We start from the raw sequence: 19,426 nt of genomic DNA on the forward strand, positions 1-19,426 counted from the left end.
TACGGCGCTGACATCCGTAAACACCAGTTCTCTCCGACTAATAGCTCTCTCGAGGCGACCTGTCACGCGATTTTCCATCGTTTTGACAGTCCGCTCGGCTCCATCGGCCCTCGTCACTAAGGGCATCGAGCGAGACTGATACAGCATGGCAGCCCCGATACGACGGCTCGTTCTCGATGTGATGAAGCCACACGAACCCGACATTCTCGAATTCGCCCAGACCGTCGCCGACCAGGAGGGAATCGCCGGCGTCAACGTCGCGCTGATCGAAACTGATCGCGTCGTCCAGAACCTCAAGGTGACGCTCGAGGGTGAAGACATCGACACAGTCGCTGTCGAGGACGCTATCGCCGACCTCGGCGGCACCGTCCACTCGATCGACGCCGTCGTCTGTGGGACACGTATGGTCGACGACCACGAAACGCCACAGGATCCCTGATATTTTCGAGCCGTGACTGCTATTCGCACGCTGCTTGAGGACGAAGACGTCAGGTCGATCTCGCGGCGGTACTTCATCTCCAACGGCTTCGACGGCACGCTGACGGCCATCGGGGTCGTCGTCGGTGCGTATCTGTCGGGGATCGACGACGGACTGACCGTCGTGACGATCGGGCTCGGCGCGGCCGTCGGGCTGGGAACCTCCGGCGTCTGGAGCGTCTGGGAGATCGAACGCGCGGAGAAACAGGCCGAGCTGCTGCGGATCGAACAGGCCATGCTAACCGATCTCGAGGACACGGAACTCCAGCAACGACGGGCGGGTGCCCGAAAGATCAACGCGGTCGCCAGCGGCATCGGCCCGCTGATCGGCATTATCCTGCCGCTGTTACCGTTTCTCGCACACAACGTCTTTTTCTCGCTGCTCGAGGCGACGCTGGTCGCGGTCGGAATCGGCGTGGCCGTCCTGTTTACGTTCGGGGCGTACCTCGGCTCGATCTCGAAGCAAAACTGGGTCGTCGCCGGCGTCCGAATGGGGCTTGCGGGGATCGTGGTCGCGTTTCTCAATCTGTTCCTGCCTGGCTGACCGCAACGCGGCCGCGATAGCCGGTCAGTGATCCCCGTAGTTCTTCTCGCCGGCCTCGATCGGCACCTCGAGCCAGTTGTCCATCGGCGGCAGCGGACACTCGTATTGGTCCGAGTAAGCACACGTCGGGTTGTATGCCTCGTTGAAATCGAGGATCCAATCGCCGTCGCTCGTCCGGTGGCTGTCGACCTCGAGGTCGAGATATCGACCGGCCCCGTAGGTCTCGTCGCCGCTGGTCGCGTCCCGGAAGGGCACCCACAGGCGGTCGTCGTCGGGCTCTGCCTTGTAGGCCTGTAGCGTCACGTCCTCGCCGTCGACGGTAAACTGGAACTCGCCCCACTCGAGGTACTCCTGTTCGCCGTCCGTACTCGTTCCGACGGTGATTCGCTCGGGGTCGTCGTACTCCTCGAGGGAGAGTTCGAACCGGTAGTCCTCGTCGATGGGATAGTACTCGAGGCCGTCGAACGACTCGCGTTCGTCCGGCGAGAGCGGCGAGTGTGGATGCTCGCCGAAGTACTGGTCCTTCTGTTCGCGCTGGGTCTCGATCGCGTCGCGCCAGTCGGATGCCATCTGTACTGTTCGGTACGGACTCGACACATATGGTTCATCGGGCGACGTGAGTTGGTTGCTCTCGACTGGGCTCTGCAAGTGTAACCGACAGCGAACGCGGTCGGTCGTCACTCCCCGCTCGCCACTGCGTTATATAAATCCCCGCAGTGATCCGGCAGTATTCACTCACGATAGCAGTGAGTATCGACGGGTAATGTCACAGTGGGTTTCTGATCCGTCTCACCGGGAACCAGCCCGGGACAGTCGTCAGCTGATGACGACATCGCTGGACGGAGACCGCAATCTCGCCTACACCGAATACGGCTGTTCGGATGGCGTCCCGGTCGTCTTTCTCCACGGAACACCCGGCTCCCACCGACTGGGAGCGCTCTTCGAGACGGTCGCACGGGAACAGGGGATTCGATTACTTGCGTTCGAGCGGCCCGGCTATGGCTACTCGACACCGTGGCCGTCACGCTCGTTGCGTGACGCCGGCACGGTCGTCAGTACCGTCCTCGACGACACAAACGTCGAGCGCGCGGGTCTCGTCGCCTTTTCAGGTGGTGGACCACACGCGCTCGCGACTGCTGTGACGCAATCGGATCGTGTCACCCGCGTCGATGTCGTTTCGGGGGCCGTGCCACCCGACGTCAGCGAGGAGCAACCCGCGACGCAACGGCTACTCGCAGGCTTGGCGACGAGGACGCCCACCCTGCTTCGCGGCCTCTTCCGGGGCCAGGCGTGGCTCGCCGCTCGACTCGATCCATCGCTCGTCGTCTCCCAGTACACGGCGGCTGGGGGCGCGGCGTCGATCCCGGACGACGCCGCGGCGATCGTACAGGCCGATTTCGTTACCGCGTTCGCCCGGCACCGGCGCGGTGCCGTCACCGACTTCCGCAATACGACGTCCGATTGGAGGGTCGATCTGGATGACCTCGAGACCGACGTGTGCTTCTGGCACGGCGAGAACGACACGAACGTCCCGATCGACGGCGTTCGCCGCCTTGCAGCACAACTCCCGACCGCGCAGTTACGGGTGCTCGACGATGCTGATCACCTGCAGACCCTCCTTCAAACTGTTCCTGAGATGTTACCCAGGCATCGATGACGTAATCGAGATCCCATCCCGTTCCGGTCGACCGACCTGCACCCAGGGTGGCAACCCACCGTGATTGATCTGTCGCTCGAGCGAAACCCGGGTTCCGGTGAGAACTGCTGTGTACGGCGGAGACGGCTGTGGTTACGGCGTTTCTCGAGCGCCGGTGACGGGCGACGGACTGGACATTATCTTTGACGCTCGGGCTACCCAGGTCCACGCTATTTGGGGATGAACAGTGTGTGACTACTGTATGCCCCCAGATGGGTCTTCTTCCAACGGGAGTTCTCGTCCTGCTACGGACTTCAAGGCGAGAGTGAAATACTGGGCCCCAGCGATCGCCGTGAGTCTGACGACGTTCCTCATCGTCATCAATGCCTCCCTGATGAACGTGGCGATCCCCACGATGGTGGACGAGTTTGAGACCTCGGTCACCGTGATTCAGGGGGCGGTTGCACTCTACTCGCTGGTGATCGCGGCGCTGATTCTCCCGGCCGGGACGCTGCCGTCTCGGCATAGTCGGAGACGTGTCATGGCAGTCGCACTGATCGTCTACGCCGGTGGGACGCTGGTGGCGGCGATTAGCTGGAGTACGACGATCCTCTATTTCGGCTGGTCATTCGTTGAGGGGGCCGCGGCCGCTGTGTTATATCCCCTGACATACACTGAGTTGAGAGTCAGTTACGACGGCACTGACCGGGCGAAGGCGTTCGGACTGTTGGCTGGCGTAAGCGGGGTTGGAGGGACGCTTGGACCGATTATCGGTGGCGCACTAACCACGTACGCAAGTTGGCGATGGGGATTTACGATCCAACTCGTCGGTGTGGGGGTTATTCTCCTCTTCGTTCAGTACATGAGTCCGAACCCACTGTCAGAAACACGTAGGACGCTGGATAAAGGTGGGACAGCGCTGTCCATCATCGGTGCAACGTCACTTGTCACTGGCTTTCTTTTGAGTGGAAAGTATGGGTGGTTCCTCGAACGGCGGCCGTTCGCCGTCGGCGGCGTGCAGTTCAATCCGTTCGGGACATCGCCGGCGATCTGGTTTCTCGGGCTCGGATTCTTTGCGTTTGCTGCGTTCATTCAATACGAGCGCCGACTGGAACGCGCTGGGAAGTCGCCGCTCGTTCCACTGCACGTCCTGACGAACCGCCCGTTTGTCTCCGGCGTTATTACATACAATATTCGAGCGATCGTCTCGGCTGGCTTCTTTTTCATCTTCCCGGTCTATCTCCAGGCCGTACTTGGATACACCGCCTTTGAAACTGGGGTCGCGTTGTTACCGTATTCTCTCGCGTCGATTCTTTTTGCGACGGTTACGCCCACCTGGCGGACGTACGTCTCACCAAAGACGCTGATCCAGATCGGTATCGTGTGTCTGGGCGTTGGACTGGTGCTGTTGTACGAGCAGACAGGCCCCGGTCAGACCATCAGCAGCATGGCGATCCCAATGACGATTTATGGAGCCGGTGTCGGGCTCATACTCGCACAGATTTCCAATATGACAATGTCGGCTGTCCCGACCGCAGACTCCGCTGAGGCATCCGGCGTCCTAAACGTGAGTAGTTCGATCGGCTATTCTCTGGGGACAGCAGTCGTTGGCTCGTACTTTCTCGGGCAATTCTATGGGAGTGTCGTCGATGGCGTCCTCCGAGCAGAGCACGTGACCGTTTCAACGGACCGACGAAATGAGCTGGTGATCGCGCTCGAGGATGCCGTCGAGACAGCGACCGACGCCACCCAACAACAGTTCCTGACCCAACTCACGCCGACCCAACGACAATTGCTCGAGGGGATCTTTGAGGCTGCGATGTTCGACGCGCAACGAGCGGCGCTGCTCCTCTTGGTACTGTTCGTGCTACTCTTGCTCGTCGCATCCACGTTCCTGCCACGGCAGATACCGGACGACGACGACCGACCCGACCACGCCGAATCACCGCAGGGTACACCACGTGAGGGTTCTGAAAGAGCTGCAGAGGACTAACCGAACACCTCGGATTCGAGCCGTTATCTGTTCGGTTGGTGTGGCTCGAGCGGCCTCTGATGGCTTTCTATCGAGGGACTCAGGTCAGTGTCAGCTGTGATACGGACTCTCGTCCGTTGACTTCAGGTAATGAATACGGGGTTGGGACAGATTTGAACCACGCCGAGACGTGCTCGCTTCGCTGCGCGCGACTCGTCTGGTTCAAACTGCCCAACGTAACGAAGTTGCTGCTCGCGTATTGCTCGCAGCAAAATTAGTGGGTTGGGGCAGATTTGAACTGCCGACTTCCTCCGTGTGAAGGAGGTATCATAACCGGACTAGATCACCAACCCGCACGAAAGTGTTTCCGTGCGTTCGACTTAAGACTTCCTTTCATCGCTCGTCGCTACGTTCGAGCGCCACTGCTTCACACGATCGCGTACGCCTCGAACCGTCTTCCGGACGCGGGTTTCGGCGCGGTGCTCGAGTGCGCGTACGTCTTCACGGACGCGGTCGATGCGGCTGGGGTCGTGATCGGGCTCTCGGCCGAGCCGAGCGCGGACCCATCCCGTGAGCCGTGCTCAGTATGCAGCCACGCCGAGTCGGGCGTGGGTAGCGGCTCGCCGCAGGTCGTATCGGCTATCATGGCAGTGGTTGTTCATGTGGTATGTTGTCGTATATAGATTGGGCGAGAATATCGTTCTTCTGCGAACAACAAAATCGGTAGGTGCCGGTGACGGACAGTGTGACTCGAGTCCAGCTGTGCTGCCGAATGAAGTCACGTGGCGAGTCGGCGGCACCTCATGCAACGTCAGGCGGGCGTTAGTAGTCCGGTGCGTCTTCTGGTTCGCCGTCACGTGCATTGACGACTCGAGCCAGCGTAAACAACCCGTCCGAAAGCCGGTTGAGGTACTGGACTGCGTCCTCGTTGATCTCCTCTTCGGTGGCGAGCGCGACCGCGCGTCGCTCCGCGCGTCGACAGACAGTGCGGGCGTGATGCAGCGCCGCGCCGTGGTCGCTACCGGTCGGCAGAATAAAGGAGGTCAGCGGCTCGAGTTCCTCGTCGTACTCGTCGATCCAGTCCTCAACGGTCTCGACGTGGGTGGGACGGATCGCGGGATCGTCCTCGTCGGGATCGGGGTTCGCGAAGTCTGCCTGGACGACGTGGAGGTGGTTCTGGATCGTTGCCAACTTGTCGTTGATATCGTCGTGGTCGGTCGGCCGGATCGTCCCGATAAGTGCGTTGAGTTCGTCGACGGTCCCGTACGCTTCGATGCGGGCGCTGGCCTTCGAGACGCGAGTCATATCGCGGAGGTCGGTCTCCCCTTCGTCGCCGCGACCGGTGTAGATCGACATGGCTGGACCGACGGATGGCGGCCACTTAACTTTCGTGTCACCGGCACTGCCGCCGGTTCGGCTACTCGAGCGTCACGCGAACCCCGCCGGAACCAGTACGTTAAACTCGCTTCGCTGGCTACCACCGGCCATGGCTCTGGAACTCGAACACGAGTGTCCCAACTGCGGGGAAAAGAAGACGTTTTACCGCGCTGCTAGCACGACGCTGCATCTCGGCGAGAAAGTCAAGTGGCACTGCCCGGACTGTGACTACGGCTTCGTCCGGATCGGGGACAACGGGACTGCCGTCGACTCGAGTACCGCATAACCCGATACTCCGTTTCTGCTCTCGTTCTCGAGACTGTCGTTCGATCTGCGCCCGCAGTCGATCGGCTACGAATCGTCCTCGAGCGCCTGCCACGACAGCCGTGGATTCCGTGCTGCGCTGGTCTGATCGATCCGGCGGGCAGTGGTCCGTTCCGGCGCAGCCTCGAGCGTGTCGTCGTCCTCGTCGGCGACGGCGTTGAACGCGGCGGCGAGGCGATCCAAGGTGTCCTTGCTTTCGACTTCCGTCGGTTCGGTCATCAGCGCCTCGGGGACGATTTCGGGCCACTTGGTCGTCGGCGGGTGGACGCCGTAGTCGAGCATTCGTTTCGCTACGTCGGCGGCGTCTTGTTCGCCGGCGCTGGCGACGAACTCGTGGTGGAACGGCCCGTAGGGGATCTCGTAGTCGATCTGTTCGGCGAGGTAGTTCGCGTTGAGCACTGCAGAAGCGCTTGCATCCGCGAGCCCATCATCGCCGAGGCGGGCGATGTAGGCGAAGGTCTTGACGAGGACGAGCCAGTTGCCGTCGAACCCGTGGACCTTGCCGATGGTGTGCTCGGGCTCGAAGCGTTCGTAGACCGACTCCCCCGACTGTGACAGCTCGGACCGCTCGCGAACGCGAGGCGCGGGCAAGAACGGGGCCAGTTTCTCGACGACGCCGACCGGACCAGCACCCGGCCCGCCGCCGCCGTGGGGAGTCGCGAACGTCTTGTGGACGTTGTAGTGCATCACGTCGAAGCCCATGTCGCCCGGGCGCGCACGGCCGAGCAAGGCATTGAGATTTGCCCCATCGTAGTAGAGCAGCCCACCGACGTCGTGGACCATGTCGGCGATCTCCGCGATATCGCGCTCGAAGAGCCCCAGCGTGTTTGGATTGGTCAACATGAGCGCCGCGGTGTTCTCCGAAAGTGCAGCCTCGAGTGCCTCGAGGTCGACCCGGCCCTCGTCGTCGCTGGGCAGGGAGACGACGTCGTAGCCGCCGAGTGCGGCGCTCGCGAAGTTGGTGCCGTGGGCGCTCTCGGGAACGATGACTTCGTCGCGGTGACCCTCACCGTTGTGGTCGTGGTAGGCCGCGGCGACGCGGATGCCGACGAACTCGCCGGCTGCGCCCGCGGGCGGCTGCAGGGTCACTGCGTCCATGCCGCCGATCCGGCCGAGATAGTCTTGCAGCCGGTAGAGCAACTCGAGGGTGCCCTGGATGGACGCCGCAGATCGGTCGGGATGGACGGCCGCCGACGGCAGCGCGGCCACGTCCTCGGTGAACTTGGGGTTGTACTTCATCGTACACGACCCCAGCGGGTAGGGGCCGCTGTCGATCCCGTAGATCATCTGGGAGAGGCGCGTGTAGTGGCGCGCGAGTTCGGGCTCGGAGAGTTCGGGTAGCTCGAGGGAATCCCGCGTCAGATCGTCGGGCAGCGGTGAGTCTGTCGCCTCACCATCATCACCGTTACCGTCGTCTTCGCTGCCGATGTCGACCCGCGTCAAGTCCTTCTCCGAGAGCAGCGGTTCGTACTCGCCGTTTTCGACGTATCGAGCCTGATCGTAGCGCGACTGTTCGGGCGTGGTGTCGCGGTTGGTTCCGTCGTCGTTCATCGTGCCACCTCCTCGAGGGCCTCGACGAACCGATCGAGTTCTTCGTCGGGAACGCCGGCCACGCAGAGCTGAATCTCGTGGTCGCCGACGACGTGGACCGCAAAGCCCAGTTGCTCGAGGTCCGCAGCAACGGCGCTTGCGGGCTGGTCGACGTGGGCGACGAACTCCCGGAAGTGCCGGCGGTCGTGAACCGGCGCTTGCACGCCGACGATGTCGTCGACGCGCTCTGCGAGGGCCTCCGCGCGCGTGACAGCGCGTTTTGCAAGGTCGACCATCCCGCTTGGCCCAAGGACGGCAGCGTGGATCGCCGTTCGCAGCGCGACCCAGGCCTGATTCGTGCAGATGTTGCTTGTCGCACGCTCCCGGCGGATGTGCTGTTCGCGCGTCTGGAGCGTGAGCGTAAACGCCCGGCGGTCGGTTGCGTCCTCGCTGACACCGACCAGTCGGCCGGGAACCTGCCGGAGGTAGTCCTCCTTGGTGGCAAACAGGCCAAGTCCCATCCCGTAGCTCGTCGGGAGGCCCAGCACGCTCGCGTCACCGATGACGACGTCCGCACCGACATCGACGGGGCGCTCGAGCAGCGACAGCGCGATCGGATCCGAGCCAAGCGCGAAGAATGCGTCGACGTCCGCTGTGAGGTCACCGATCGCTTCCAGTTGTTCCTCGATCGTCCCGCGCACCGTCGGATTCTCGGCGTAAACCATGACGACGTCCTCGTCGACGGTCGCCTCGAGTCCGGCGAGGTCGACGTTCCCGTCGTCGACCGGGTACGCCTCGACGACGAGGTCGGTACCGGCGACGTAGTTCGCGAGTGTACTTTTGCGTTCCTCGCGCATGAGTTCGGGCACGAGCACCCGGTTGCCCGAGGTGTCGCGAACGCGGTCGGCCAGCGTTGCGGCTTCGCCGAGTGCGGTCGCGGCGTCGTAGATCGAGCAGTTCGCGATCTCGAGGCCGGTCAACTCGACCAGCAGCGACTGGTACTCGAATAAGGCCTGCAGGAACCCCTGCGAGATCTCGGGCTGATACTGCGTATATGAGGTCAGAAACTCCGAGCGGTCCGCGAGGTGGTCGACCAGCGATGGGATGTAGTAGCCGTAGTGGCCGCGTCCGAGCAACTCGGTGCGGTCGTCGTTGCGACCCAGCACCGAGCGCACTAGTCGTCGCGTCTCCCGTTCCGTTCGCGCGTCGATCTCGAACTGCCCGTCGAACCTGACGTCGGCCGGAATGTCGAAGAGTTCCTCGACCGTCTCCGCGTCGACCGCCTCGAGCATCGCCGTGCGGTCCTCCGCCGTGTGGGGAGCGTACGGACTCCCTGTGGTGTGTGATCCGTGCATGACTAGGGGTGGTCTCGACCGATCACGCCGTTCGATCCCCCGCATCGATCGAGCCGTTCGGTCCGAGACACGATATTCGCCTCTAGCGGATAGGGGATTATAAACGGCGCGAGGCGGAGACACCTCTTCAGGCAGGGAAGACAGCTGACACGGTGGGCGATGAGCCACCAGTTCACCCGATCACTCGCGGTCACCATGGAGGGAGACGACCCGCTCGGGATGAGCCCACACCAGTGAGACTTGCCGGGTATGGGATAGTAACAACTGAAACGGTTTAGGCGCTAATCGCACGACGGCTGTGCGATCAGGTGTGCACTGACGTTCAGTGGCTACGATAGCTGACTATCCATCGGACTCGATGTCATCGTTCGCATCCGCTGGCGGCTCCGTGTCATCAGGTGTCTCTGTCGGTTCAGGCCCGCTCTCAGCGATCGGTTCGCCGGTGTGTACCCGAGCAAAGGAATCGAGGACGAGTTTCGCGCCGCCGAGGACGACGGGACCGATAAAGAGGCCGACGGCCCCGAAGACGACGAGGCCGCCGAAGATGCCGACGACGACGATCGCAGAGTTGAAGGCGCTGGTCCGGCCGATCAGTGCGGGTCGGAGATACGAGTCCGAGAGGCTGACGACGATCCCATAACCGGTAACTGCCGCGCTAGCGGTGAGCTGGCCGACTGCGACGAGATACGCTGCAACCGGAACCCAGACACCGAACGCGCCGACCAACGGCAGTAGCGTCAGGACGAACGTCGCGACGGTGAGAAACATAACTGCGGGGACGCCAGCGATCGCCAGTCCGGCACCGAGCATCACCGCCTGGATAGCCGCGACAGCGACGTTTCCGACGACGGAAGCCCACATGAGCCGATCCAACCCCGTCTGTAACTCTGCCAGCACGTCGTCGTCGATCGGCAGCACCCACTGGAACCACGCGACGAGTTGCCGTCCATCCCGCAACAGCGCAAAGAGGACGAACAGCGTGATTGTCAGTCCAATAAAAACACTTGGCAGGCCGCCGACGATGTCGATCGCTCCCGTCGTGACTCCCTGCAGGCCGGTTGCGATCCGGTTTTGATTCGCTTCGTACAGGGCAACGAGATCGACCGCGTACCCGTTCGTCTCGAGCACCTGTTCGACAGTCTCGACGTCGAGTTGCCCTTGTCTGATCGCACGGACGAGTCGAAGCGACTGTCGAATCGCGAGCAACACGACGTAGACGAGCGGGAGTAACACGACGAGCAACGTCGCCACCACCACTACGATCGCTGCGACTGTCGGGCGGACGTATTGCTCGAGGCGGTGCTGGACGGGCAGCATGATATAGGCAAGAACGACACCGAAGAGGACGTACTGCAGATACGGCAGAAGCACGAACAGCGCGAGGAGACTGCTCACCAGTGCAAGCGCGGCCAGTCCCGGCTGTTCGACGACCCAGTCCGGTGAATCGGGACTGTCTAGCATGGGCAGATATGCAATGTCCCGATACATTAGTCCGATGATGGGACCTATCATACAGACTACTGGCCGTCAGTGCCGGTGCACCCGCGACTTCCCTCCCCTGCTTGCACCGGGACAGCAGACCGTATCAGCTCTGTCGGGGCTACATCAGTCTCGAACGCGCCGGCTGTAGTGCTGTGAGAGTCGCCCTCGTGATTCACAGGGCTCGAGAACGAATAGCAGATCATGAAGGCACTCGTAGCCGTCGACGGCTCCGACGAATCCGAGAACGCGCTCGCCTACGCTGCCGACATCGTCGACGCGATGGGCGGCTCGATCACGATCGTCCATGCGGTCGATCCCACCGCGTACGACGAGGGCGGCAGCGAACCGACCGCGTCGCTCTGGGAGGACCAGCGACTGATCGTCGAGAGCGTCGAAGACGCCGAACAGCGGGGGATCGACATCACTGACGACGCGGCCGACCTCGCCGCGGACCTCGGCCACGACGCCGATGTCGAACTCTTCTATGGCAATCCGATCAGGGAGATCACCAACTACGCCGAGGACGAGGGATTCGACGCGATCTACGCCGGCCACCGCGGTCGATCGGAGCGTGCAGGGCTGATGCTCGGTAGCGTCGCCAAGTCGCTCGTCGAACGCGCGACCGTTCCGGTGACCGTCGTGCGCTGAGACGGTCTGCTGTCACTGTTTCCCGGTACACCCGTACAGCGGGCCGCAGGCCCACCGGCACTGACGAACAGTAGATCGTATGAAACCGCCAAAAACGCCGCTATTCCACGTACCGATACTTCCGCTCGCCCATGCGGCCCCAGCCGTCGAAGACGAACTCCTCGCTCGGCGTCGTGAATTCCTCAACGTCGACGTCCATCTCGTGGTTGTGGACGTCGTGGATCTCCTCGTAGTCTTCCCACGTCATCTCATAGCGGTTGTCGAGTTGCTCGTCGACGTTCAGGGCCTCGATTTCGGCTTCCCAGCCGTCCTGAATCGTCTCGGCGTGGATCTCCGCCTGTGCGCCACTGCCATAGGAGCCAACGAGCAGCTTTTCGCCGGTCAGGTCGCGGCCTGCCTCGAGTGCGTGTTTGAGCGCGCTCGCGCGGGCGACGTGGACGGAGCCGGTATACCAGTTGCCCACGTTGCGGGAGATCGTCAGCGTCGGATCGATCGTCGCGTCGTACCACTCGGCGTAGCGGTCGGTGTCCTTGAGCGCATCCATGTACTCCCGGAGGGCGTCGCGATACTCTTCGTCGGAGTCGAACGCTTCGGGACGTGGCTGACGACCGATCTCCTCGGCGAGTTCGTCTTCGGTCGGCGTATCGCGAATGACGTGGCGGAACGCCAGCAGGGCGGCCTTTCGGACCATCCCCGGGAACGGCGTGTGGAACGGCGCGTAGACGAAGTCGTCCTCGTGGACCTCGCCGGCAACGCTCTCGAAGTCCTCGAGCGCTTCGCGCATCCGTGCGAGATAGACCTGCACGGAGCGTTTGCCGTCGACCGAGGGGAACTGCTGGTTGGGTTTGAGGAAGTCGGTCTCGTCGGCCGAGCCATAGCCCTGCTCGGTCGAGAGTTCGACGAGACTCGGGTCCTCACTGATGAGCATCGCGACGGCACCGGCACCCTGGGTCGCCTCGCCAGCATCACCACGAGCGTAGAGGGCGGTGTCGGTCGCGATAACCAGCGCCGAGCGACCGCGGTTGCGGCCCGCGCGGATCCAGTTGCAGGCGTCGTCTAGACTCTGGGTCCCCGCGATACAGGCGAACTTCCGCTCGCCTTTGTTCGCATGGTGGAAGTCGCCGTCGTAGACCTGCTCGAGACAGCCAGCGACGTACGTCGAAACCGGCTTCGAGTTGTCGAAGGCACTCTCGGTCGCGACGTCGATGCGGCCGATATCGTCGGGCTCGAGGCCTTTACGCTCCATCAAGCGATGGGCGGCGTTTGCCCCCATCGTGACGATGTCTTCGTAGCTGTCGGGGAACGAACTAGCGTTGAGGCCAAGCCCCTTCGTGTATTTTTCCGGGTCCTCGCCCTTCTCCGCGGCGAACGTCCCCGGCAGATCGAGTTTGAGGTTTCCGGTCCAGATCTCGACGGCGTCGATGCCGACTGCTGTCATACCTGTCCAATACAGGTGATAGTACAAGGTATTGTCGTTCCCTGTTTCGACGATCAACGATATATTCGTGGCACCGACCACTATCGACGTGCTTTACATCGTGTTCGCTCGTCGACGATGGCTCGAGCGTGAAGACGGCGACTTAACAGCTCCCGGCATTCCTGCGTTCAACGCTACAGTAGCCACTGAACGTCACTGCACACCTGATTGCACGACGCGAGCGCGGTTCGGAGCGCGCACCGCGAGCGAGAATTGCGGACTGTGTGATCGGCGTGTCAATCGGTTCAGTTGTTACTATCGTGACGATCGATCGATGAAAATCAGCACACGCTTCGATCGTGGCTACTCGTCTTCTTCGACGACTTCCGGATCGCTCATCGCGCTCTGGAGGCTGTCGAGGCCGTTGATCCACTCCGTGACCAGGCCGTACTCGAGATCCTCGGCGACGGTCATATCGAGTTCCTCGCCGTCGATGATGAGCGTGCCAGCCTGGGCTGCGTAGCCGAGTGCGGCATCGAGGTCTTCCTCGGCTTCAGCGTCGGCGGCAGCGCTGAGGTAGTCGCCGACAGTGCCGTCTGCGGCCGGGCCGTTGGCGACGTACTCTTCGGCCGCAAAGAAGACACAGACCAGACTCGTCTGGACACCGTCGACGAGGATCAGTTTCTCCTCGTCGTCGATGCCGACTTCGCTGAGGACGATCTCACGGACGTCTTCGATCTCCGCGAGCGTTTCCTCCGCATCGAGTTCCCCGTCGTCGTAGGCGGCGACGATCTTCGCGATCGCGATCGCCGTGTCGTCTTGCAGGTTCAACAGGAGTCGAGCCGAGTCTTCGTCTTCCGGATCGATATCTTCGTCTTTGATGCGATCGATCCAGTTCTGCCAGCGTTCCTCCGAGTAGAACTCGGTCGGGGGATTGCTCATACAGACACCTACACCGGCCGCTTGAAATGCCTTTCTCTACATTAGCCGAACGGAGCGACTATCAGAGTTCGATAAACGACCGCAACAGCGGCTCAGAAGACCATTTCGCTGTTTAGCTATGGGTGGTCGCTGGTGTGCGTCCAACACCGTCCGAACGAGCGTCCTCGAGCGCGCCGGGAGCGGCCCCGCCACACCCGGTTACGCCTCGCGCTCGAGCGTCGCTTCCGTGTCGATCCCGTACACTCGCTTTGGCGTCTCGACGTGGGCGTTGCGAACCGCTTCGTCGTAACCGTTCTCGAGCAGCCACCGGACCCGCCGGGGGACCGTCTTAGGGCCGAGCACCGCCCCCGGTCGGTCGGGGTCGTCGATGTAGTCAGTCTCCATCAGGAACGGCTTGCCGCGCTCGGCAGCGCGCTCGAGTTCGTCTTTGTCACAGATCACGCTCGGAGTCGGTCCCGCGAGACGGCCACTCGCGTAGTGTTTGACGACCTTGTGGGCCGGCATCCCAGCCTCGACGGCCCAGTCGGCCACCTCGGTCATGTCCTCGCTGGCCTCGGCGTGGAGTTGCACGGCACACTCGAGGTCGGCCGCGTGGTCGAACGCCCGGCGCATGACTGCGTTCGAGGCGTCCCAGACGGCGTCGTCGACCTCGTAGTGGGGGCGTCCGGATTTCAGCGCCAGCGCGTCACCCGATTTGACATACTCCGCGGCGACGTCGATTCCGGCCTGCATGAGATCACGCGCCTCCGCGGGCGTAAAGCCCCGCTCGTCGACCAGCCGCGAGATCAGGCCCGGATGGACGCCCAGCACCGGCCAGGCCTGTCCTGCGAGTTCGCTCGAGGCTTCCTTGACGACCTCGATCGTGCGCTCGAAGACCGCCCGGAAGTCCTCGCCGGTCTCGGCTTCGACGCCGAGGTGCCAGGAGGGTTTGTTCACCACGAGCAGGTGGGTGCCGCCGACACGAGCGAAGTCTTCGACGGCGTCGATACCCCGGTGGTTGTCCGGATCGAGGTGGAGGTGGTCGTCCAGCACCGGCCGATCGTCGATCATGGCCGATATTCGGCGGGCCGCGCTCGAAAAGTCACCGACTTCGGGACACTGGCGAGAGACTGCGCCGATCACCATTGGTCGACAGAGAGACGGTCCGGAAAGTCACCGAGTCGATCACCTCTCGTCGTGGGTAACCCGGTGCCGTGGACGAGATCGTGGTCGTTCGTATTGGGAATAGTTATACTTGAGGATACGAATAGTGCTAGCGCACACCAATATGGTGATACTGTATGAGTGATAGCGGAGACGGGTCGGCAGATGACGGACCGACAGACCAGTTTACACAACCGGATCGCGATCGTGGGCCGACCGTCGAGTTCTATGGCGGTCGGGGAATGAGCGCGTTCCCGATCGCATTTTTCATCGTGTGGGCCATTGTCCAGACCGCTCTCTGGCGGATCGGCGACACGGGTGGGCTCATCGTCGGCATCCTGATCGGGCTCATCGTCGGCATGTTCTTCGTCCGGGGCAACTGGCAGTCCTACGCCAACACGATCTTCGAAGGGATGACCCAGCCGGTCGCCGTGACAGCCATCGTGGCGTGGATCTGGGCCGGGATGTTCGCCCAGCTCCTGCAAGACGGTGGCTTCGTCGGTGGCCTGGTCTGGCTGGCGGACACTGCGGGCATCGGCGCGGCACTGTTCCCGGCGATCACGTTCGTCCTCGCGGCCGTCTTCACGACAGGGATCGGGACCGGCTACGGCGCGACCGTCGCCTTCGTCGGCCTGTTCTTTCCCGCTGGCGTGTTACTCGGCGCAAATCCCGTCTTGTTGTTCGGCGCGATCCTCTCGGGTGCGATCTTCGGCGATAACCTCGCACCCGTCAGCGACACGACGATCGTCAGTGCCGTCACCCAGGACGCCGACATCGGCGGCGTCGTCGCCTCGCGGTTCAAGTACGTGATTATCGCCGCTGCGATCGCCTTCGTCGGCTACGTCGCCGCCGGCAGCGCGATGAGCGGCCTCGAGATCAGCGCCGAAGCCCAGGCGATCTTCCTCGAGAGTAGCGAGGCGATCGGCCTCGTTCACGTCATCTCGATGCTTGCCGTCATCGGCGCGGCGATCGCCGGCCGCCACATCGTCGAGGCCATTTCGTGGGGGATCGTCCTCGCAGTCGTCTTCAACCTCGCGTTCGGCCTGACGACCCTCGGTGACATCGTCATGTTCAACGCCCCACCGGACGCGCCGCTGTCCGAACCGCTTGCGAGCCTACCGATCCTCACCGTCGTCGAAGAACCCAGTGCGATCGGCGTCACCGGCAGTCTGATGACCGGCGTCGCTGGCTTTCTCGAGCTCTCGATTCTCGTCCTCCTGATCATCGGTGCGGCCCAGATCATGATCCGCGGCGGCGCGTTCGAGGCGCTTCTCGAGTGGTCGATCGAGAACCTCGCGACGAACGTCCGCAACGCCGAACTCACGATGGTCGGCTCGGCAGCGCTGATCAACGCGATCATCACCATCAACACCGCTGCCGAAGTCGCGATCGGCCCCTACATCTCGAAGATCGGCGAGCGGTTCAACCTGAACGGCTACCGGCGCGCGAACATTCTCGACGGCCAGACCGCCGCGCTGGGCTACATCTTCCCGTGGTCGGGTGGGGTGTTGGCCGGCTACAGCGCGATGCAGGAGTTGCCCGGCAATTACGAGTGGCTCGACCAGTCGATGCTCGTCACGCCGATCGACGTCGTGCCATTTGTCTTTCAGGGCTGGCTGCTCGTTGCAGTGTTCGTCGTCGCAGCACTCACCGGCTTCGGCCGCGAGTACATTATCGACCGCCAGAGCGAGGAGGTGGCCCGCGTATGAGCTTCTTCAGCAAGTACCTCAAGGGCTGGCGGCTCCGCGCGAACCGGCCGACGCTCGAGCCCGGCTCCGAGATCGACGTTTTCGTCGCCGAAACCAACGGTACCAGCGGCCGCGCGTACATCGGCGATACGGAGCTAATCGTCAACGGTGCCGGCCCGGAGACGGTCGAGAAACAGGTCCGCGTGCGCGTGACCGACTTCGACGAGACGACCGCGACGGGGCAGGGCGAACTGCTCGAGGTCGTTGGCGAAAGCTCCTACAGCGGCTAAAACAACGCTTTTTTCGGCGCGCTCGCGTTACGGCTCTGGCTCGAGCGTCACTGCCTCGTCGGCGGCGTTTCGCAGCGCGTCCGAGCGACCATGTGTGCCTGGGGCGATCGCGATCGTCTCGACGCCGACGGTCCCTGCGTGCTCGAGGACGGGTTTGAAATCGGTATCTCTCGAGGCGATCGCAAGCCGGTCGATGGTGCTATCGCCGGCGAACGCGGTCGCGTCGACGGCGAGTTTGACGTCGACGTCGCCGCTGGTGACGATTACTTCGAAGCCGCGGGCCTCGGCGGCCTGAATGAGGCCGGGTGTGGCGTGTTCGTCGAGATAGAGGCGGATAACGCCGATTCGGCCGAGATCGCGCGCTGCGTCGCGCAAGTCGTCGAGGTCGACATCGAACTCGTCGCGGAAGACGTTCGGCCCGTCGACGAACAGCCCCACCGCTGGCTCGGCGTCGGGCTGTGGGTCGACCAGGTGGGCGAGACGGGCGCGAACGTGGTCGAACATACTCTGCTTTCCCGTGGCCGCGAGATAGATGTGACGAAACGTTCCGACGAGTGTGGGAGACGAAACTGCAAGCGATCGCGCCCGGCCGACGAAAAGACATTACTATGCTGCGGATGTCCGTTCGAGTATGCCGCTTCAGACGCCGCCGTTACGTGGGTTACACGACGAGCGCGGAGCGAAGTTCACGGAGTTTGGCGGCTGGGACATGCCGGTCGAGTTCGATTCGATCCAGACCGAGCACGCGGCCGTCCGGGAAGACGTCGGTATCTTCGATGTCTCCCATATGGGCCAGCTTCACGTCACCGGTCCGGACGCGACGGAGCTAATGCAACGGCTGACATCGAACGACGTCACCCGGCTCGCGGTCGGTGACTCCCAGTACGCCGTGATCACCGACGAGGACGGGATCATCATCGATGACACCGTCGTCTATCGCCTCCCCGACGAGGACGGCGAGGCGACCTACCTGTTCGTCCCCAACGCCGGCACCGACGAGGCCACCCACGAACGGTGGCTCAGCTACCGCAACGAGTGGGACCTCGAGGCGACCGTCGACAACCGAACCGACGAGTACGCCATGTTCGCAATCCAGGGGCCGAACGCGCCCGAACTGGTCGAGCGCGTCACCGACGAGTCGGTCGCCGACCTCGAGCGCTTCGAAGCCCGGGACGCGACGATCGACGGCGTCGAGTGCTGGACCGCCCGGACGGGCTACACCGGCGAAGACGGCTTCGAGCTGATCGTCCCGTCGAACGCGGCTGAAGAGATCTGGACGGCATTCGACTGTCAGCCCTGCGGCCTCGGAGCCCGCGATACGCTCCGCATCGAGGCCGGACTACTACTCGCCGGACAGGAGTTCGACCACGAGACCGATCCGCGCACGCCCTACGAGGCCGGCATCGGCTTTACGGTCGCGCTCGAGACCGAGTTCGTCGGCCGCGATGCCTTGGCCGAGATTGACGAAACCGGCGTCGACGAACGGCTCGTCGGCTTCCAGCTGATCGACCGTGGCGTCCCCCGCCACGGCTACGACATCACGTCCACCGAGAGCCGGGTCATCGGCACCGTCACCAGCGGGACGATGAGCCCGACCTTAGAGCAGGCGATCGGCCTCGGCTACGTGCCGGTCGAGTACGCCGAACCGGGCACGACCCTACAGGTCGTCGTCCGCGGCCAGTCGAAAAAGGCAAGAGTTGAGACCACACCCTTCATTGACACAGTATAACATGAGCTTCGACGTTCCCGACGAGAGACGGTACCTAGAATCACACGAATGGGCACTCGAGACCGACGGCGTCGTCCGCGTGGGCATCACCGATTTCGCCCAGGACGAACTCGGCGACGTGGTCTTTGTCGAACTCCCCGACGAAGGCGACGCCCTCGAGCAGGAAGGCGAGTTCGGCGTCGTCGAATCGATCAAGGCCGTCTCCGACCTCTATGCCCCCGTCAGTGGCGAGGTTGTGGCGGTCAACGACGAGTTGTTCGACGCCCCCGAACTCGTCAACGACGACCCCTTCGGCGACGGCTGGATGCTCGAGATCGATCCGGACGATACAGACGAGCTCGAGGACCTGCTGACGGCCGACGAGTACGAAGATCAGATCGCGTAACTGGATTCAGACGGACGTTTTGGAGGGTCCCGTACTTCCCAATCACGGACACTGTGGACAGCTACTGACTGTCCGCGATACGCTCGACTGCCAGTACAAGGCGGTACAGCAAATAGACAACGAAGAGCGAGAGTCCGATCAAGAATAGTCCGCCCCAAAAGACGAGCCATGCGAATATCTGTGCCGTTACAAATACGCTGTACAAGAGGCTTCCAGCAAGCAGCACGATAATTGCGGGCACAGCAAATCGTGGAATCTTTTCTTGGAGGAATACCGCACTCATATCGACTCTGTCACCTCACAAACATTAAACTCTTTGTGAATTACAATATTCCACACCGGGTTCGGACAGCACAATCCTTGCCACGGCTATTATAGGGGGGAAATTAACAATCCGGAATGTATCCCAAGCTCGCAGAGGGAGGGCTCCCTCGAAAGCGGAGTTCAACAGAGACAGACTCATCAGCGTAGTCTGGGAGGAACCACT

General features: G+C 62.6%; 21 protein-coding genes and 1 tRNA gene. 10 read left to right on the forward strand and 12 right to left on the reverse strand.

Features of this window, described 5'->3' with window-relative positions; genetic code table 11:
- Nucleotides 1-145 precede the first annotated feature (145 nt).
- Entirely contained in the window at nucleotides 146-439 is a 294-nt protein-coding gene (locus BDK88_RS07215; protein WP_130499853.1) for a DUF211 domain-containing protein, read from the forward strand.
- A gap of 12 nt (nucleotides 440-451) precedes the next feature.
- Nucleotides 452-1,021 (forward strand): VIT1/CCC1 transporter family protein, encoded by a 570-nt coding sequence (locus tag BDK88_RS07220; protein ID WP_130499854.1) that lies wholly within the window; start codon nucleotides 452-454, stop codon nucleotides 1,019-1,021.
- Nucleotides 1,022-1,045: 24 nt separating this feature from the next.
- Here the strand turns inward: BDK88_RS07220 and BDK88_RS07225 are convergent, their stop codons facing one another.
- Nucleotides 1,046-1,591 (reverse strand): DUF1684 domain-containing protein, encoded by a 546-nt coding sequence (locus tag BDK88_RS07225; protein ID WP_130499855.1) that lies wholly within the window; start codon nucleotides 1,589-1,591, stop codon nucleotides 1,046-1,048.
- Nucleotides 1,592-1,844: 253 nt separating this feature from the next.
- On the opposite strand from BDK88_RS07225, the gene BDK88_RS07230 reads away from it, so the two are divergent.
- A complete protein-coding gene (locus tag BDK88_RS07230) occupies nucleotides 1,845-2,678 on the forward strand; it encodes an alpha/beta fold hydrolase (RefSeq protein ID WP_242611621.1) in 834 nt (277 codons plus the stop codon).
- Between the two features lie 304 nt (nucleotides 2,679-2,982).
- A complete protein-coding gene (locus BDK88_RS07235) occupies nucleotides 2,983-4,650 on the forward strand; it encodes an MFS transporter (protein ID WP_207225257.1) in 1,668 nt (555 codons plus the stop codon).
- A gap of 257 nt (nucleotides 4,651-4,907) precedes the next feature.
- Here BDK88_RS07235 and BDK88_RS07240 read toward each other — a convergent pair.
- The 3 genes from BDK88_RS07240 to BDK88_RS07250 form a co-directional block, all read right to left on the reverse strand.
- Nucleotides 4,908-4,982: transfer RNA gene (locus BDK88_RS07240), tRNA-Val, on the reverse strand.
- Between the two features lie 27 nt (nucleotides 4,983-5,009).
- Nucleotides 5,010-5,147, reverse strand: a complete 138-nt coding sequence (locus BDK88_RS22510; protein WP_449406704.1) for a hypothetical protein — start codon at nucleotides 5,145-5,147, stop codon at nucleotides 5,010-5,012.
- 304 nt (nucleotides 5,148-5,451) lie between these two features.
- Complete coding sequence (locus tag BDK88_RS07250; protein ID WP_130499857.1) at nucleotides 5,452-5,985, reverse strand: cob(I)yrinic acid a,c-diamide adenosyltransferase; 534 nt, start codon at nucleotides 5,983-5,985, stop codon at nucleotides 5,452-5,454.
- Nucleotides 5,986-6,115: 130 nt separating this feature from the next.
- On the opposite strand from BDK88_RS07250, the gene BDK88_RS21110 reads away from it, so the two are divergent.
- The gene (locus BDK88_RS21110; RefSeq protein WP_165396924.1) at nucleotides 6,116-6,292 is read left to right on the forward strand and encodes a DUF7838 family putative zinc beta-ribbon protein; all 177 of its coding nucleotides are present in this window, start codon (nucleotides 6,116-6,118) and stop codon (nucleotides 6,290-6,292) included.
- A 65-nt stretch (nucleotides 6,293-6,357) separates the two neighbouring features.
- Here BDK88_RS21110 and gcvPB read toward each other — a convergent pair whose 3' ends face one another.
- From gcvPB to BDK88_RS07265, 3 genes are all read right to left on the reverse strand, one after another.
- Entirely contained in the window at nucleotides 6,358-7,881 is a 1,524-nt protein-coding gene (gene gcvPB / locus BDK88_RS07255) for an aminomethyl-transferring glycine dehydrogenase subunit GcvPB (protein ID WP_130499858.1), read from the reverse strand.
- The gene (gene gcvPA / locus BDK88_RS07260; RefSeq protein ID WP_130499859.1) at nucleotides 7,878-9,215 is read right to left on the reverse strand and encodes an aminomethyl-transferring glycine dehydrogenase subunit GcvPA; all 1,338 of its coding nucleotides are present in this window, start codon (nucleotides 9,213-9,215) and stop codon (nucleotides 7,878-7,880) included. The genes gcvPB and gcvPA overlap by 4 nt, the downstream gene beginning before the upstream one ends.
- Before the next feature lie 342 nt (nucleotides 9,216-9,557).
- Nucleotides 9,558-10,676, reverse strand: a complete 1,119-nt coding sequence (locus BDK88_RS07265; protein ID WP_130499860.1) for an AI-2E family transporter — start codon at nucleotides 10,674-10,676, stop codon at nucleotides 9,558-9,560.
- A gap of 222 nt (nucleotides 10,677-10,898) precedes the next feature.
- Between BDK88_RS07265 and BDK88_RS07270 the strand changes: the two genes are divergently transcribed.
- Nucleotides 10,899-11,345 (forward strand): universal stress protein, encoded by a 447-nt coding sequence (locus BDK88_RS07270; protein ID WP_130499861.1) that lies wholly within the window; start codon nucleotides 10,899-10,901, stop codon nucleotides 11,343-11,345.
- Between the two features lie 100 nt (nucleotides 11,346-11,445).
- Here the strand turns inward: BDK88_RS07270 and hmgB are convergent, their stop codons facing one another.
- From hmgB to BDK88_RS07285, 3 genes are all read right to left on the reverse strand, one after another.
- Nucleotides 11,446-12,783, reverse strand: coding sequence for a hydroxymethylglutaryl-CoA synthase (gene hmgB, locus BDK88_RS07275; protein WP_130499862.1), 1,338 nt, complete (start codon nucleotides 12,781-12,783; stop codon nucleotides 11,446-11,448).
- 342 nt (nucleotides 12,784-13,125) lie between these two features.
- Complete coding sequence (locus BDK88_RS07280; RefSeq protein ID WP_130499863.1) at nucleotides 13,126-13,704, reverse strand: DUF2150 family protein; 579 nt, start codon at nucleotides 13,702-13,704, stop codon at nucleotides 13,126-13,128.
- A 198-nt stretch (nucleotides 13,705-13,902) separates the two neighbouring features.
- On the reverse strand, nucleotides 13,903-14,754 hold the full coding sequence (locus BDK88_RS07285; RefSeq protein ID WP_130499864.1) for a TatD family hydrolase: 852 nt from the start codon (nucleotides 14,752-14,754) through the stop codon (nucleotides 13,903-13,905).
- 230 nt (nucleotides 14,755-14,984) lie between these two features.
- Between BDK88_RS07285 and BDK88_RS07290 the strand changes: the two genes are divergently transcribed.
- Both BDK88_RS07290 and BDK88_RS07295 read left to right on the forward strand, forming a co-directional pair.
- A complete protein-coding gene (locus BDK88_RS07290; protein WP_130499865.1) occupies nucleotides 14,985-16,556 on the forward strand; it encodes a Na+/H+ antiporter NhaC family protein in 1,572 nt (523 codons plus the stop codon).
- Nucleotides 16,553-16,825, forward strand: coding sequence for a DUF7513 family protein (locus BDK88_RS07295; protein WP_130499866.1), 273 nt, complete (start codon nucleotides 16,553-16,555; stop codon nucleotides 16,823-16,825). The genes BDK88_RS07290 and BDK88_RS07295 overlap by 4 nt, the downstream gene beginning before the upstream one ends.
- 27 nt (nucleotides 16,826-16,852) lie before the next feature.
- On the opposite strand, the gene BDK88_RS07300 is transcribed toward BDK88_RS07295, so the two are convergent.
- Nucleotides 16,853-17,329, reverse strand: a complete 477-nt coding sequence (locus tag BDK88_RS07300; RefSeq protein ID WP_130499867.1) for an NYN domain-containing protein — start codon at nucleotides 17,327-17,329, stop codon at nucleotides 16,853-16,855.
- Between the two features lie 127 nt (nucleotides 17,330-17,456).
- On the opposite strand from BDK88_RS07300, the gene gcvT reads away from it, so the two are divergent.
- Both gcvT and gcvH read left to right on the forward strand, forming a co-directional pair.
- Entirely contained in the window at nucleotides 17,457-18,554 is a 1,098-nt protein-coding gene (gcvT, locus tag BDK88_RS07305) for a glycine cleavage system aminomethyltransferase GcvT (protein ID WP_130499868.1), read from the forward strand.
- Nucleotide 18,555: 1 nt separating this feature from the next.
- Nucleotides 18,556-18,939 (forward strand): glycine cleavage system protein GcvH, encoded by a 384-nt coding sequence (gcvH, locus tag BDK88_RS07310; protein WP_130499869.1) that lies wholly within the window; start codon nucleotides 18,556-18,558, stop codon nucleotides 18,937-18,939.
- Nucleotides 18,940-19,000: 61 nt separating this feature from the next.
- Here the strand turns inward: gcvH and BDK88_RS07315 are convergent, their stop codons facing one another.
- Nucleotides 19,001-19,222, reverse strand: coding sequence for a hypothetical protein (locus BDK88_RS07315; RefSeq protein WP_130499870.1), 222 nt, complete (start codon nucleotides 19,220-19,222; stop codon nucleotides 19,001-19,003).
- Nucleotides 19,223-19,426 lie beyond the last annotated feature (204 nt).

This window comes from Natrinema hispanicum, assembly GCF_004217335.1.
GTDB classification, from domain to species: domain Archaea; phylum Halobacteriota; class Halobacteria; order Halobacteriales; family Natrialbaceae; genus Natrinema; species Natrinema hispanicum.

What these genes read in the sequence shown, in the direction of transcription:
- BDK88_RS07250 (WP_130499857.1), bottom strand. Translation starts at nt 5,985, where the DNA reads ATGTCGATCTACACCGGTCGCGGCGACGAAGGGGAGACCGACCTCCGC.
- gcvPB (WP_130499858.1), bottom strand. Translation starts at nt 7,881, where the DNA reads ATGAACGACGACGGAACCAACCGCGACACCACGCCCGAACAGTCGCGC.
- BDK88_RS07285 (WP_130499864.1), bottom strand. Translation starts at nt 14,754, where the DNA reads ATGATCGACGATCGGCCGGTGCTGGACGACCACCTCCACCTCGATCCG.
- BDK88_RS21110 (WP_165396924.1), top strand. Translation starts at nt 6,116, where the DNA reads ATGGCTCTGGAACTCGAACACGAGTGTCCCAACTGCGGGGAAAAGAAG.
- hmgB (WP_130499862.1), bottom strand. Translation starts at nt 12,783, where the DNA reads ATGACAGCAGTCGGCATCGACGCCGTCGAGATCTGGACCGGAAACCTC.
- BDK88_RS07265 (WP_130499860.1), bottom strand. Translation starts at nt 10,676, where the DNA reads ATGCTAGACAGTCCCGATTCACCGGACTGGGTCGTCGAACAGCCGGGA.
- BDK88_RS07280 (WP_130499863.1), bottom strand. Translation starts at nt 13,704, where the DNA reads ATGAGCAATCCCCCGACCGAGTTCTACTCGGAGGAACGCTGGCAGAAC.
- gcvPA (WP_130499859.1), bottom strand. Translation starts at nt 9,215, where the DNA reads ATGCACGGATCACACACCACAGGGAGTCCGTACGCTCCCCACACGGCG.
- BDK88_RS07315 (WP_130499870.1), bottom strand. Translation starts at nt 19,222, where the DNA reads ATGAGTGCGGTATTCCTCCAAGAAAAGATTCCACGATTTGCTGTGCCC.
- BDK88_RS07270 (WP_130499861.1), top strand. Translation starts at nt 10,899, where the DNA reads ATGAAGGCACTCGTAGCCGTCGACGGCTCCGACGAATCCGAGAACGCG.
- BDK88_RS07290 (WP_130499865.1), top strand. Translation starts at nt 14,985, where the DNA reads ATGAGTGATAGCGGAGACGGGTCGGCAGATGACGGACCGACAGACCAG.
- BDK88_RS07295 (WP_130499866.1), top strand. Translation starts at nt 16,553, where the DNA reads ATGAGCTTCTTCAGCAAGTACCTCAAGGGCTGGCGGCTCCGCGCGAAC.
- gcvH (WP_130499869.1), top strand. Translation starts at nt 18,556, where the DNA reads ATGAGCTTCGACGTTCCCGACGAGAGACGGTACCTAGAATCACACGAA.
- BDK88_RS07225 (WP_130499855.1), bottom strand. Translation starts at nt 1,591, where the DNA reads ATGGCATCCGACTGGCGCGACGCGATCGAGACCCAGCGCGAACAGAAG.
- BDK88_RS07215 (WP_130499853.1), top strand. Translation starts at nt 146, where the DNA reads ATGGCAGCCCCGATACGACGGCTCGTTCTCGATGTGATGAAGCCACAC.
- BDK88_RS07300 (WP_130499867.1), bottom strand. Translation starts at nt 17,329, where the DNA reads ATGTTCGACCACGTTCGCGCCCGTCTCGCCCACCTGGTCGACCCACAG.
- gcvT (WP_130499868.1), top strand. Translation starts at nt 17,457, where the DNA reads ATGCCGCTTCAGACGCCGCCGTTACGTGGGTTACACGACGAGCGCGGA.
- BDK88_RS07230 (WP_242611621.1), top strand. Translation starts at nt 1,845, where the DNA reads ATGACGACATCGCTGGACGGAGACCGCAATCTCGCCTACACCGAATAC.